Source organism: Kamptonema animale CS-326 (genome assembly GCF_028330895.1).
GTDB classification, from domain to species: domain Bacteria; phylum Cyanobacteriota; class Cyanobacteriia; order Cyanobacteriales; family Microcoleaceae; genus Kamptonema; species Kamptonema formosum.
The window spans coordinates 1-14,326 of record NZ_JAQMUA010000469.1 but is presented as its reverse complement, the minus strand read 5'-3'; the positions used below and the strand labels follow the sequence as shown (position 1 = coordinate 14,326).

Sequence of the window (14,326 nt, the reverse complement as noted above, 5' to 3'; positions counted from 1 at the left end):
GGGGGCGTTACGTCAATTATTCGGACGCTGAATAATAGTCTCAACCACCCGTCGCTTAGCTTTCGAGTCAATCCCAATTAACCTCACATATTCACCGCCATGTTCAGCCAAGCAATTTTCTAGCGATGCAATTACTTCTTTTTCCCCATTGCTTTGAATGGTCGCACAACTTTGCCACGAACCAGTTTTAAATCTGCGACTATCTGCATATTCTATCCCAATTTTACAGCCCTGCGCTAAAAGTTGTTGCACCTGATCTTGCACCTCAGAACTAAGTTGGGAAATTTTACCATTTCCGCCGTTACTACCTTTTTCCACGTAGGCTTTGTAATATTGTCCCTGTTCATTTTTTTCTTGACTGGGCGGTTGCGAATTAGGAGAAACCTGCCCAGAGTTTTGACTACCAAATAACCGATTTTGGTTATACTCTTCCACCAGCCGCATTTCCTTAACTCGGTACTGTTGACCAACGATCGCCCTACCAATTTCTATTAGGCGAGACAGGCTAAAGTTAGGTTTAGGAAAATGGGGCGCTGCTTCCACACTATTCACCAACCGCTTAGAAACTTTTTCAATTCCTATGCCATGAATAAACTCGCGAATCTGTTCATCATAAATGCGCGAGCGCAATGCACTAAAAAAGTCAATAGCCTGGTCAGGAAACGCATCAACAAATTCCGCAATTTCGCTTTGCGGCATCCCATCAGCCTCAAAAATACCGCTGACAATTCCAATCTTATCATCGCGATTTGGTTCCCAGTAAAACTTCTCCATTCGCCCGTCTCTAATCAACGGCGCATACAGAGTAGCAAAATCATTTCCAGTAACAATAATCGGTACTCTATGTAGCGGCGTACTGTCATAACTTCCCGGCAATTGCACGTTAGTCGGATTGTCAGCAATATTCATCAGAGTGGCATTCACCAACTGAGTATTAACAGTATACTGAGTTGTACTATCAAATCTGCCAGCACCAGCATCTAGATCGTTAATAAATATCGCGCACATTTCACCGCGAACGCGAATTTGTTCGGCCGCTTCTCGGTAGCGAAGACGAATCAACCGCGCCGGATCTCCGGCATCGGGACTTTCTAATTCTCCCCCCGATATTGTCACAGGTTCAAAACCTAGACGCTCAAAAGCTAATTCACACTGAAAAGTTTTGCCTTCCCCTTTGCGGCCGTGAATTCCTAAAATTAGAGGAACTCTAACTCCAGGTAGATCCAAAAAATTTTTAGTGATGTGAACGGCTACCTTGTCAAGAAAAGACGGAGAAATGTAATAACTCATCGGTTTATAATTCAGCGATCGCGCAGATTCTTCTTACTGTTAGCATTCTATGACAAAAGTAATCGCCCTATCAATCAATGCTAGAAATTTTGATACAATACGCAAATCGTATTTTTGCCCACTCCAAAGAGATTTCTATATAATTTAGGAGCCATTAGTGAGCCCAGAAACCTTAGTAAAAGAGCCTTTTCTACAATCCGACGAGTCAAACCCTTTCAGCCGCGATAGCTTCGACAGCTACGTAATGACAACCTACGGGCGCTTTCCCATAGCCTTAGAACGCGGTCAAGGTTGCCGTGTATGGGATACTGAAGGACGCGAATATCTGGATTTTGTCGCGGGGATTGCCACTTGCACCCTGGGACACGCCCACCCCGCTTTAATTGCAGCCGTAACCCGCCAAATTCAAACGCTACACCACGTTTCTAACCTTTACTACATCCCCGTACAGGGAGAGTTGGCAAAGTGGCTTACAGAGCATTCCTGCGCTGACAGAGCCTTCTTTTGCAACTCCGGTGCAGAGGCAAATGAAGGAGCTATTAAGCTGGCTCGGAAGTATGCCCACGAGAAGTTAAACATCGCTAATCCCATGATTATCACGGCTCGCGACAGCTTTCACGGGCGGACGCTGGCAACTGTCACGGCTACGGGACAGCCCAAATATCATAAGGGTTTCAGCCCGCTGATGCCGGGATTTTACTATGTGCCTTATAACGATATTGAAGCATTGGAAAGCGCGATCGCAGAACTCGATGCCAATGAACGCCAAGTAGCGGCAATCATGCTGGAAGCCATGCAAGGAGAAGGCGGAGTTCGTCCCGGAGATATCGCCTATTTCCAACGAATACGCCAAATCTGCGACGAAAAAGGCATTTTGCTCATTCTCGACGAAGTGCAAGTCGGCATGGCCCGCACAGGCAAAATGTGGGGTTATGAGAATTTAGGCATTGAACCCGATATCTTTACTTCCGCCAAGGGATTAGGCGGCGGCATCCCCATCGGGGCGATGCTGTGTAAATCTTTCTGCGACGTATTTGAACCGGGAAGTCACGCCAGCACCTTTGGTGGCAATCCATTTGTGTGCGCTGTGGCCTTGTCAGTCTGCCAAACTCTAGAAGCAGAAGGCATTCTGGCGAATGTAAACGAACGAGGGGAACAGTTAAGAAAGGGGTTAAGCGCGATCGCAACCAAATATCCCCACCTAATCGCCGAAGTGCGCGGCTGGGGTTTAATTAACGGGATGGAACTCAAAGCCGATATCGAACTAACTTCTATCGAACTCGTGAAAGCCGCCATAGAAAAAGGCTTGCTCTTAGTACCCGCAGGCCCCAAAGTAGTTCGATTCGTTCCACCTTTGATTGTAACGGCCGCTGAAGTAGACCAAGCCCTGGAAGCTGTCGAAAAAGCGATCGCCTCCTGCGAAGCCAGGTAATTTAATAGTCAATAATAGTCAACGAGGGTTAAGGGAGCATAGGAGCATAGGAGTAAGAGAAATTTCTGACTTTTTTAACTCAAAACTCCCCTCTCCCCCTCCTCACCCCAAGCGGGGTAAAGTGCCGTTTGAACTAGAATTTTGCGTTACAGATGATGGGACACTAGCTTGGGGCAAACTCATATAGGACAAAACCGACTGTGTAACACTGGATTTTCGCGGTTCGCTGCGTCGCATTTCCACAGGGGTGTCCATGTAAATTCCAATAGCGCCATCCATATTTGCACCGCTGAGGTTAACCCCGCTGAGGTTAGCCCCGCTGAGGTTGGCTCCATTGAGGTTAGCCCCACTCAAGTCAGCATTCAACAAATTGACATCTCTGAGATCCGCATCTTGAAGATCCGCATCCGTGAGATCGCCACCGACTAATCTGACATCTCTGAGGTCAGCGTTGAGCAACTTAGCATTCACCAACTTCACATTACCTAGATTCGCACCACCTAAGTCGGCACCGCTGAGATTCGCACCGCTGAGGTTAGCCCCAACCAAATTAGCACCAACCAAGTCAGCACCGCTCAAATTGGCATGAAGCATATTTGTATTGACTAAATTGGCAAAACCTAGGTCAGCACCGCTCAATTCAGCACCATTTAAGTTCGCATCAAAGAGGTTGATTCCCTTGGAGTCAACACCGCTCAAGTCAGCATTAGTGAGATTAGCAGCAACCAAGTTGGCAAAACTCAGATCCGCACCACTTAAATTAGCACCGCTGAGATCCGTACCGTTGAGATTGGCAAAACTCAAATCCGCACCAGTCAAGTTAGCGCCGCTGAGTTTTAATCTTGCCAGATTGGCATCGCTGAGATTTCCTCCCTGACATTGTTTGGTTTCTAACAACCGTTTGATGTGCGCGGTATTTCCACTCATATTCCTTATCCTCTACGGCAAACTGCTGAGTCTCTATCGATCGGTAAGCCCTGGTTTGCTTTTTCTGTCAAAGGGGGGACTGGGACTGGGATTCCCAGGAATAAACTCAGGCGCACAAGGAATGATTTACTTTTCTTTTTCAACCTGATTAAATTCAAGGGAGGTGTTTTCCAAATTTTAACATTCGTCATCCCTCTTACGACAGATGAGGGGTTTAACCCCTCATTATCACCCCCCTATCATAATTAATTTTTATGAGTGATGGCAAAGTGCTTTGAGCAAGCCTTCAGCAAAAGGAGAAGGGAGATTGCATTGTTGAGTTCGATCGCCCGTAACGACCTCAAGCAAAAAGAATTTGGAGAACTTGCTTAATTTCTCATGTTGGGAGAGAGGTTATCCGCCAACCTTTGATAGTAGAAGGCAGAAACATGGATAGGACTTACGCAAGCACTCAGACATGGCAAAGCCACAGCCTTTTTACCTGACCAAAGTGACATAATCGGGTTGAAAAATCGCTTCATTAAATAGTTACTCTTCAGGTTTTGCACGAGTAACAGTTACTTCGGCTGCGGCGATACTCGATATTGACTAGCAACGTAGTAAAAAAACTTATAATAATCCGCAAATTGCTTACTAGGAGCTTTCCCCTGAAAATTGTAACGCACGTCCCCTTCCACCAGCGTCAGCGTCATCGAGCTGACTTGCGAGCCCAAATTCACCTTAAGTTGCCCCGACAAGCCTTGCTCCGTAGTGAAATTTCGCTGTAAAGGTTTTGCTCTATCTATATCTATATTATTCTTGTCTCGTTGCTTACCAGTCACCCCAGGCACATTATAGCCAGCCCAGCCGCGAATCTCCACTGCTGGGTTTTTCGGATCGTTGAATGCTTGACCATCTCCATTTGCTGGGGCTTCCGCAGCTAACCAGTTATCAGGATACAGGAACTCGAAGTTGTAACGAGCATTGTGATAGGTCTGCCAACTTCCTGACTGGATGGTAGCTGGCGAACTACAGCCCAACAGCGCCGCCCCCAGAGCCACACCGCAAACTAATCTCTTTAAGTAATAAGGCATAGAACCGCCTACCATAAAGCACTTACAGCTAACTACGAACCACCAACAACCATCAAATGTAACGAAATATTACAATAGTGCCGCTAAAGCAGCATAGAGTCTTGACATCAAAAAAGAGAGCCGCTATTGTTAAATACATACCCGGGTAAGCCAATTCACTGTCATATGCAAGATAAGCAAAAAGTTACCTTATACCTACCACCCGAACTCCACCGCCAACTCAAAATCAAAGCGGCGGTTGAATCCGAACCGATGTCAGCGATTGCCGAAAGAGCAATTGTATTCTACCTAAACAACTCAGAACTGGTTGATGAAGTAGAGACATCTCATGGACAAACCCATCGGGTATACGCTTGTCCCGAATGTACCAGTTCAGTTGTCATCCGAGAAGGAGATCTGGTTTCATTAAAAGGTCAGCCGAGCCTAGTGGGTGAGCAGGAACTTCCAGTAAAGCAGGTGCAAACGGCAAGCAGCACTGCTCAACCGGGAGAGGAAGAATTAGTTCCCTGCTAATCTTTCCCTTCTACCTGAAAGGGTGACGAGCACTGGTTGCGTTCAGAATCAGATGCTGGGGGCATTGAGATTTAGCAATGATGGCACCGACTCAAACGGATCGAGGAATATGCAAGAAGAAATCAACATTCTAATCCAAGCTCAATATCCTCTGATCTACCTCATGACTTCTGAGGAGGAGCGGTCTGAGCAGGCAATTGCGACAATTGCACAAACCAAGCCCCAGCGACGGGTATTCGTCTGGACAGTAACTCACGGTATCGTAGAGTATGGTCAACCCCGCACTACCACTCAGCATAATACAGTCTCGCCAGAGGCAGCGATTGAATGGGTGATCCGGCAGAAAGAACCAAATAGCAATGCTGGCATCTATATATTTAAAGATTTGCATCCTTTTATAGATTCTCCTCCTGTTACTAGGTGGTTGCGGGATGCGATCGCCAGCTTCAAAGGTACGCAAAAAACTATCATTCTCATGTCCCCCGTCCAGCAAGTTCCCATCGAACTAGAAAAGGAAGTAATTGTTTTAGACTTCCCGCTGCCGGACATGAAGGAACTAAATCAGGTATTATCGAAGCAATTAGAGCAAGCAAAACCGCGCCGCATCAGCACCGAAGCGCGTGAAAAACTGCTCAAAGCCGCCTTGGGTTTGACCAAGGACGAAGCCGAAAAAGTTTACCGCAAAGCTCAGGTAACGACAGGTCGCCTGACAGAAGAAGAAGTAGATATCATCCTGTCAGAAAAGAAACAGCTCATCCGGCGCAACGGTATTCTGGAGTTTATCGAAGAAGACGAAACTCTTGATGCTGTAGGCGGTTTAGAAGAACTCAAGCGGTGGCTGCGGCAACGTTCCAACGCTTTTACAGAGCGGGCCAGAGAGTATGGTTTGCCTCAACCTAAAGGAATGCTAATTCTGGGCGTACCTGGATGCGGTAAATCCTTAATTGCCAAAACCACAGCTCGGCTCTGGTCGCTACCCTTGCTACGCTTAGATATGGGTAGAGTCTACGACGGCTCAATGGTGGGTCGCTCTGAAGCCAACCTCCGCAACGCCCTCAAAACCGCTGAATCTATCTCTCCAGCCATCCTCTTCATTGACGAACTGGACAAAGCCTTTGCAGGTAACAGCGGTTCCGCTGACTCTGACGGCGGCACATCCAGCCGGATCTTTGGTTCCTTCCTCACCTGGATGCAGGAGAAAAAATCCCCCGTATTTGTAATGGCGACGGCGAACCGCGTAGAACGCTTACCTGGGGAATTTCTGAGAAAAGGGCGCTTTGACGAACTGTTCTTCGTGGATTTACCCACTAAAGAAGAACGCCAAGATATTTTTAAGATTCACCTGTCCAAACGTCGTCGAGACATTGCTCGCTTCGATTTAGAACAACTTTCCAATGTCTCCGATGGCTTCTCAGGTGCCGAGATTGAGCAAGCGCTGGTTGCAGCAATGTACGAAGCCTTCGCTCAAGATAGAGAGTTCACGCAGTTAGATATCATTGCCGCGATTAAATCCACAATGCCGCTGTCAAAAACCATGAGCGAACAAGTCACGGCTCTGCGTGACTGGGCCAGACAGCGTGCGCGGCCGGCTGCATCTTCAGTCGCTGAATATCAGCGAATGGAGTTCTAAAAAGCTTTCTCCTGGTTCTTCCCAGGAGCAAAGGCTAGCACTTCCCTTGCTAGCAGTTTCAAAAAAAGCCGCCTAGCGGCACTGTTAAATCCAAACCGTTGTTTTTGTTTCTCAGTTCTATTAGGAGGAAATCCCAATGTCACACTTTAGCACACTCCGTACCAAAATCACCGATGCCGAAATCCTGAAGGCTTCCCTGCGCGACCTGGGTATCAATGTGAAGTCTGAAGCTGATGTGCGGGGCTACAATGGCCAGCGCGTTCGCTCTGACATCGTTGCAGTTCTCGAAGGTGAGTATGACTTGGGTTGGTCTCGCAACAGCGACGGTTCTTTTGACCTGATCGCCGACCTGTGGGGTGTCGCCAAAAAGCACAACCAAACTGAGTTGATCAACTCTATCAACCAGAAGTACGCTGTGAACAAAACTTTGGCAGCAGTAAAACAACGCGGTTTGCAAAATGCCAACGTCAAACTGGTTGTGCAAAACTAATTTATCTGCGCGTTCCCAAGCTTGCGGGTTAACCATATACGGGTTAGCCCGTTTTTTCATTGGTAATTTGTTAACTGTTAGCTGTTAACTGTTAACCGTTAACTGTATAATTATCAGATTAATAGCTAAAATCTCTAAAATGCCTTATTTAACAGCAGCTAATAATATTAAAGCACTGATTGCTGAATTTTCTCAAGCTAAAATTTTGTGGATTGATACAGAAGTAGCAGACTATAAATTCAACCCTACACTATCTCTAATTCAGTTATTGGCTGATGCTAATGATTTAACAGGAAATGCTTCTTTTCTGCTAGATGTCTTAGATCGACCGGAATTGACGGCAGATTTTGTTGACAAAATCATGGCCAATCCTGATATTGAAAAAGTGATGCACAATGCCAGCTATGACATTAGATTTCTGGGTAACGATCGCGCTCAAAATATTACTTGCACTTTAAAATTGGCGAGAAAGATTCCTTACTATGTTTTACCATTACCTAATCACCAACTCAAAACTTTAATCGAGGCTCTTTGTGGTATTCCAAATGTAGATAAAGCAGAACAGGGAGGCGATTGGGGCAAACGTCCTCTGACTGACAAACAGCTAGAATATGCCAAGATGGATGTGGTTTATTTAGCTGAAGTTCATAGCCATTTAATAGAAATAGTTGATGAATATTGCCCTGATTCCGCAACGGAAAACTTGATATTATTAGGAGAACAATATCAGGAAATAGAGGCGCAGTGGAAACCTCTAGATTCAGAAATTGCTGAGATTAAAGAACGGATGAAAGCAGGGATGCAGGCACAAAATGTGACTGAAAATTCTTATTTTAAACTATCCAGTTCGACAACAATGAAAGTTGATTTTATGAATTTGGCAAATTTGGCAGAAAGTCAGGGTATTGAGCTAAATTTTCCAGTGACTCTAACTAAGGAAGTTCAAAAACAGTTAGGTAAATTAATCTCTCATCCCTCATTGCAAATTGAGGAAATTTCTAGTTTTCGGTTGACTTCTGCTGTACAGCAGCGGCGGAAATCAAAGGAAAAAAGTACGCCACCACCAGAAGATGAGGATTTAATTGCATTGGGGGAAAGGCATAGAGAACTTTTGCCTGAGTGGAAGTTGTTAGATTCAGAAGTTGCTCATTTGAAAGAGCGAGTAAAAAATGCGATGATTGTGCAGGAAAAATCGAATACTCCTCATTTTAAATTAGGGAGTGCTTCTATTTTAAAGGTGGATTTTGCAGCGTTAGCGAGATTGGTGCAGTCTGTGGGAGTTGAGTTAGATTTTACGGTGACTTTGACTGAATATATTAAAAAACTGTTGGGGGAGGCGATTAATCAAATTGATGTGCAAATTGAGTATATTAATACTTGGCGGATGACGGCTAAGGCTGTGGAAGAAGATGAGGATGATGATGACATACCTTTTTGAGTAATAAAAATCACCTCTTCCCTCATTTTCTTTTTTGATACTACTTATATCTAAGAGTTTGTTAAATGACATTAATAGCTGCGTTCTACATCAATAATCATCCTGTACTAATAGGAGATGTACTGATAACTTGTCCTGACCCCTCAAAACGTATTAATATTCCTACTGATGAAGACCTCAAAGAATCTCCTCCTGAAGATTTATATCGCGGGATTACAGAACTGAGCCAAAAAGTTAATATAATCACATCAAATCTAATGGTTGCATGGTCAGGAGACCAGTGCGCTGCATATACAATCTTAAAAGAATTAAAGACTATTTCCGATGTAGAAAAAATCACAAGATATTCTTTAAAAAACTTTTTTGAAAACGGTGAAATAAGTGAGTGGATTGGAAATTTCTGTGTGGGATTCATAGGATATATTATTGATGACGACGGCATAAAAGAATTTGAGTATAGTTTTAATGAAGTAGAAATTCATCAAAAAACAATACATACGTATGGGAGTGTATTCATAGCTGGGTCGGGGAGTGACGACTTAATACGTCTATTAGAAGAGGGAGTTCAACCAAGAAAGCCCTCAATAAGTGAATTTGACGACGCTGTTATACACTCACTAACTATCTGTGGAGCATTATTAGCTAAAGATTGTCAGAATATATTATCTTCTTACGGAGGCTCGTTTGAAATTGCTACCCTAAACAAACAAGGAATTTTTGAGAAGGTTAATGATATAACTTATTTTCAGTGGTTGGTGTCAAATTGTGAAAGCAGTAACCCCAAACTAGATTTAGTAGGAAAAGCTTATAAGCTAACCTATATAAATGATTTGCTAGTTGTCGTTACGCTTTTGATGGGTCAAACCCCGATGTCATTAAATCGAGATTCAGTTCCTTTAAATTATTTCACAGAATTTCATATAGATAAGTGGCGATATTATGTAATACCACCCTGTTACAAATACTTTAAAAAAAATGAAATTGACTCTTTACTTTCTGGAGTTCCTATAGAGATTACTTCTAGCTTTAATTGCAATCACTTGTTTCCTGTACAGCAGAATCAGTCAGGAGATATTTCTTTTGTTCCGGGGAAAAATATAATTTGTAAGCCTCAGTTTTTTCCCGAAAAAGATATCAGCTATATAGTAAAATGTCCAAATTATTCTCCATCAACTTTAATTATCAGAAATGAAGATTTGGATTACCTAAGAAATAGTTACAATTTTTAATCGATAATCTATGTAGCTTATGTGAATGGATCTTCTGATTTAAGGGATTTGGCGATGCCTTCGGCTGGCTACGCCTACGCGACTAACCTTGTTCTTCCAAATACTCTGCAACTGCTTGCAAATCTTCCAATCCTCGGTTCAAGCGGTTAAGCATAGCTTCTCCAACCTCATTATCAAAATTGAGTTTAGGATTTTGCAAAGCTAACTCTTGAATTGCCTCCAGCCATAGTGAAAGCGGTACATGACGCACAGCTTCACGTAACCCCATATTTGCCAATACTGCAAGATAAAAACCTGTGAAATCTTGCCCTCCATAGTTATAGAAACCCTGCCATAGTTCTAGTTTTTCGGGTGTATAGGCTTCGTATTGGTCGGAGGTAATCGGTCTGCGATCGAGTTGGGGTTGTGGCAATGGTGGTGTATCCATAATATCTTGAGTGTTGTTATCTTCCTGAATCATGTCTAATACCAAATAACATATAGCAACTTTATTGGCAGTTAAGACGTTCTGAGTTCCGCCAAACTCGCTGATTCTATTCCCTTCTTCCTCTTCTTTCACGCTTCCCCCTAACCCCTAACCGCTGAAAGCGCTTGCTATACTGCAAGCGAGGAAGACTTTAGGCGATGCGTGTAAAACTTGTGACTGGTATCAGTCCTTTCCTCGGTAATATTACGTAAGCAATATTGCTTATTTTCGCAATATCGTCCTCTAAAACGATAATCTTTAAGTAATTTCAACTATGGTATAGAGAAATAAAGTAAAATTATCCCATATCAGGACGTGGATTTTACTGAGACGGCAGTCCGGGGGGAAAGCTTTGGCTCACACTCACAAGCCAGCTAAGGATGTAGCTGTTTGTAGACCTAGCTATTCTGCCAGCCAAGGACACCGAGTCAGGAGAGTCACTGTAAATAATCACTTTTTTTGAGGAATCAGTGTTATGGGTACATCAACTACAATCAAAAACTTGTCAATGGCTGTGGCTGGATCGGCATTTCTTGGCTTATCGGTTTTAAGCTTTCCCGAAAAGGCTGAGGCTTTTAGCTTCACCTTGCACGCGAATAAAACTGAGTGGCAAAATGCTCTGAACGGTCAGCCCTTCCAAACAGAAGAATTCAATGGCCCTAATTTGCCCGCAGGAGTGAGCGTCAATTCCCCAGGATTAATCAATAATGGAGTTTGGGAAGATCAGGTAAGTGATGAGCAAACAAATACTTGGAGTTTTGCAAAACCTGTATTTGCTTGGGGTGGAAATTTCAATTTAGCTGGTGTACTAGATCCAGGTACAGGTATTGCAGTAACAGTTGCGGATCTACTGGGGGATAACTATTTTGTAGGCGAAATTTCTAACACCTTGGAAGGCGAGTTTTGGGGGTTAGTTACAGATACCCCATTTAATACGGTGAAGCTTTCAACAGGAACTCAAGGGCTTCAACCTGACGATCGCGAAAGTTATTCTGTGGACGATGTGGTGTATAGTGAAAGTACCTCAGAACCAGAACCTATCCCGGAACCCGCTGAGATTTTTGGGACATTGGGATTTATCGGTTTCTTAGCTTTTATACGACGTAAACGCCGATAAGTAGAGGTAGAAGAAAGAAGGGAAAGAAAAATTTGCAGGACTTATGCAGATAAATTGGGGTTCTCTAAAAAATCTAAAGATTCTCAATTAGATATCTACCAAGAAACCTAGCTTCTGGTATCGAGGTGCGTAAGTCTTGCTTACGTTTAATTAGGTCAATTTAATTAGCCAATTTCAAGAATACTTACTAATCAACTCCGCCTTAACCGCTGATGCGAGTGAGGCGAAGTTGACATTTGGTTGATTTTAATTTTAAATATAGAAAACAGATATCTACATTGTGGTAAGGAGTAATTGTGCCTTTATTCATTAATAATCTCATTAACGATCCGACTGGATTTCCTGTATTTGTAGGCGGGGGGCCTCGTCTTCTAGCCTATCCTACAGCGGATGATATTCAACTGGGATCGGGAAACTTATTTACTTTTTCCGGCGGAGTTTGGGGTCTTAGTGGCAATGATACCATTGCAGGGTCTTCTGACTCTAACGAGCGGCTATTCGGTAACGATGGCGAAGATATTATCGGAGGTGCGGGAGGTAATGATATATTGTTCGGTGGGAAAGATAGCGATCGCCTCGATGGAAACGACAACAACGATGTAGTTAGAGGCGACTCTGGCGATGACTTCCTCTTTGGTGGCTCTGGCGATGATATATTCCGGGGAGGTCAAGGAAATGACCGCTTAAGCGGCGACTTCGGGAATGATTTTTTAGTAGGCGATCGCGGTATCGATCTCCTGACTGGTGGCGAGGGTGCTGATACCTTTGTGTTCAGAAGAGATGAAGCTGGATTTAATATTAATCAGGTAGATGTCATCACTGATTTTCAGTTTAGAGAAGGCGATCGCATTGGACTTACTGATGGGCTAACACAGCTAGACTTACGTTTTAATGATGAAGACCGCATTGATTTCGACAGCGACGGAGAATTTGATGATATGGTAGTGCGGATTAGCAGCACCGGAGAAATTCTCGGGATAGTTTTAAATGCTGATAACTTTGACCTCATAGATACATTTGAAACCGCAAATCAAGCCGTGTTAGGCATCAATGGCACTCAATTTGCCTATCTTCCTTAGACGTAACGCCGCCCTCTGGGCGGTCAATGATACCGCCTAGAGGGCGACGGTACAAAGATAGTAATAGTAGCGCGATCGCCACCAGAACCAACAGATTTACTTGCGAATTGGGACACCGACAGCTATAATACCTTAATTATGAAAAAACCACAGACAGTTAACAAATAACATCTAACAACTAACAAATTATGTTTGACGCACTTGCCGATCGCTTAGAATCCGCCTGGAAAAAACTGCGAGGTCAGGATAAAATTTCCGATGCAAATATTCAAGAAGCCCTGCGGGAAGTCCGCCGCGCCCTCTTAGAGGCAGATGTCAACCTGCAAGTAGTTAAAGATTTTATCGCAGAAGTAGCAGTCAAGGCTCAAGGAGCCGAAGTAATTTCTGGTGTCCGGCCTGACCAACAGTTTATCAAAATCGTCTACGACGAACTGGTGCGGGTGATGGGAGAAACCAACTCACCTCTGGCGATCGCAGACAGCGCCCCCACAATTGTCTTAATGGCCGGTTTGCAAGGTACGGGTAAAACCACCGCCTCCGCCAAATTAGCACTGCAACTCCGCAAGCAAAATCGCAGCACTTTATTAGTCGCTACCGATATTTACCGACCTGCTGCGATCGATCAGTTAATTACGCTGGGCAAACAAATCGACGTGCCCGTGTTTGAATTAGGCAAAGATACTGACCCCGTAGAAATTGCCCGTCAAGGTATCGATCGCGCCAGAGAATTGGGTGTGGATACAGTCATTGTCGATACCGCCGGCCGCCTGCAAATCGACCAAGACATGATGGCCGAGTTAGCGAGGATTAAAGAAACAATTCAACCTCACGAAACTCTCCTAGTCGTAGACGCGATGACCGGTCAGGAAGCCGCCAACCTGACGCGCACATTCCACGACCAAATCGGCATTACCGGCGCGATTTTAACAAAAATGGACGGCGACAGTCGCGGCGGCGCGGCCCTTTCCGTGCGACAAATATCTGGCGCACCGATTAAATTTGTCGGCGTTGGCGAAAAAGTGGAAGCCCTGCAACCATTTTATCCCGATCGCATGGCATCTCGGATTTTAGGCATGGGCGATGTCCTCACCTTGGTAGAAAAGGCCCAAGAGGAAATCGACATCACCGATGCTGAACAAATGCAGGAAAAAATCCTGACAGCAAAGTTTGACTTTACCGACTTCCTCAAACAAATGCGTCTGCTGAAGAATATGGGTTCTCTCGGTGGCATTTTGAAGATGATTCCCGGACTCAATAAGATGTCCGACGACGATATGCGGAAGGGAGAAGTGCAACTGCGGCGGACTGAGGCAATGATTAACTCCATGACCACTGAGGAGAGACGCAACCCCGAACTGCTTTCGAGTTCTCCTTCCCGTCGCCGGAGAATTGCCAAGGGTTCTGGCTTCGTTGAGGCGGATGTAGCAAAACTGGTGAGTGATTTCCAGAAAATGCGAAATATGATGCAGCAATTAGGTCAGGGCGGTGGATTTCCGGGCATGGGCGGTATGCCAGGAATGCCGGGAATGGCGGGTATGCCCGGAATGGGTAGCCGTCCCGGTCAACCTGGTTGGCGCGGTGGTGCTCCCGCTAAGAAGAAGAAAAAAGAGAAGAAGAAAAAAGGTTTTGGGCAGCTTTAGGG

At 44.6% G+C, this 14,326-nt stretch carries 14 protein-coding genes; 9 read left to right on the top strand and 5 right to left on the bottom strand.

The features are described from left to right. Window positions 1-12: 12 nt before the first annotated feature. Window positions 13-1,290: a ribulose bisphosphate carboxylase small subunit gene (locus tag PN499_RS27515; RefSeq protein WP_272036544.1), complete on the bottom strand. Its 1,278-nt coding sequence runs from the start codon at window positions 1,288-1,290 to the stop codon at window positions 13-15. 157 nt (window positions 1,291-1,447) lie between these two features. Here PN499_RS27515 and PN499_RS27510 point away from each other — a divergent pair, with 157 nt between their 5' ends. Then, on the top strand, window positions 1,448-2,722 hold the full coding sequence (locus tag PN499_RS27510) for an aspartate aminotransferase family protein (RefSeq protein WP_272036543.1): 1,275 nt from the start codon (window positions 1,448-1,450) through the stop codon (window positions 2,720-2,722). Between the two features lie 102 nt (window positions 2,723-2,824). Here the strand turns inward: PN499_RS27510 and PN499_RS27505 are convergent, their stop codons facing one another. From PN499_RS27505 to PN499_RS27495, 3 genes are all read right to left on the bottom strand, one after another. Further along, a complete protein-coding gene (locus tag PN499_RS27505; RefSeq protein WP_272036542.1) occupies window positions 2,825-3,649 on the bottom strand; it encodes a pentapeptide repeat-containing protein in 825 nt (274 codons plus the stop codon). A gap of 368 nt (window positions 3,650-4,017) precedes the next feature. Beyond that, complete coding sequence (locus tag PN499_RS27500) at window positions 4,018-4,170, bottom strand: hypothetical protein (RefSeq protein WP_272036541.1); 153 nt, start codon at window positions 4,168-4,170, stop codon at window positions 4,018-4,020. 36 nt (window positions 4,171-4,206) lie between these two features. Next, window positions 4,207-4,722, bottom strand: a complete 516-nt coding sequence (locus tag PN499_RS27495; protein ID WP_272036540.1) for a hypothetical protein — start codon at window positions 4,720-4,722, stop codon at window positions 4,207-4,209. 165 nt (window positions 4,723-4,887) lie between these two features. Here PN499_RS27495 and PN499_RS27490 point away from each other — a divergent pair, with 165 nt between their 5' ends. The 5 genes from PN499_RS27490 (at window position 4,888) to PN499_RS27470 (ending at window position 10,022) form a co-directional block, all read left to right on the top strand. Beyond that, on the top strand, window positions 4,888-5,235 hold the full coding sequence (locus tag PN499_RS27490) for a slr0373 family blue light stress response protein (protein ID WP_272036545.1): 348 nt from the start codon (window positions 4,888-4,890) through the stop codon (window positions 5,233-5,235). Window positions 5,236-5,344: 109 nt separating this feature from the next. Further along, complete coding sequence (gene ycf46, locus PN499_RS27485; RefSeq protein ID WP_007356760.1) at window positions 5,345-6,865, top strand: stress-responsive protein Ycf46; 1,521 nt, start codon at window positions 5,345-5,347, stop codon at window positions 6,863-6,865. Between the two features lie 136 nt (window positions 6,866-7,001). Then, window positions 7,002-7,355: a DUF1257 domain-containing protein gene (locus PN499_RS27480; RefSeq protein WP_007356762.1), complete on the top strand. Its 354-nt coding sequence runs from the start codon at window positions 7,002-7,004 to the stop codon at window positions 7,353-7,355. 139 nt (window positions 7,356-7,494) lie between these two features. Next, entirely contained in the window at window positions 7,495-8,793 is a 1,299-nt protein-coding gene (locus PN499_RS27475; RefSeq protein WP_272036539.1) for a ribonuclease D, read from the top strand. Between the two features lie 65 nt (window positions 8,794-8,858). Beyond that, complete coding sequence (locus PN499_RS27470; protein WP_272036538.1) at window positions 8,859-10,022, top strand: hypothetical protein; 1,164 nt, start codon at window positions 8,859-8,861, stop codon at window positions 10,020-10,022. An 82-nt stretch (window positions 10,023-10,104) separates the two neighbouring features. Here the strand turns inward: PN499_RS27470 and PN499_RS27465 are convergent, their stop codons facing one another. Next, the gene (locus PN499_RS27465) at window positions 10,105-10,581 is read right to left on the bottom strand and encodes a hypothetical protein (protein ID WP_272036537.1); all 477 of its coding nucleotides are present in this window, start codon (window positions 10,579-10,581) and stop codon (window positions 10,105-10,107) included. A gap of 382 nt (window positions 10,582-10,963) precedes the next feature. Here PN499_RS27465 and PN499_RS27460 point away from each other — a divergent pair, with 382 nt between their 5' ends. The 3 genes from PN499_RS27460 (at window position 10,964) to ffh (ending at window position 14,324) form a co-directional block, all read left to right on the top strand. Continuing rightward, window positions 10,964-11,605, top strand: coding sequence for a PEP-CTERM sorting domain-containing protein (locus PN499_RS27460; protein ID WP_272036536.1), 642 nt, complete (start codon window positions 10,964-10,966; stop codon window positions 11,603-11,605). A gap of 296 nt (window positions 11,606-11,901) precedes the next feature. Next, on the top strand, window positions 11,902-12,684 hold the full coding sequence (locus tag PN499_RS27455; RefSeq protein WP_272036535.1) for a calcium-binding protein: 783 nt from the start codon (window positions 11,902-11,904) through the stop codon (window positions 12,682-12,684). 188 nt (window positions 12,685-12,872) lie between these two features. Then, complete coding sequence (ffh, locus tag PN499_RS27450) at window positions 12,873-14,324, top strand: signal recognition particle protein (protein ID WP_007356770.1); 1,452 nt, start codon at window positions 12,873-12,875, stop codon at window positions 14,322-14,324. Window positions 14,325-14,326 lie beyond the last annotated feature (2 nt).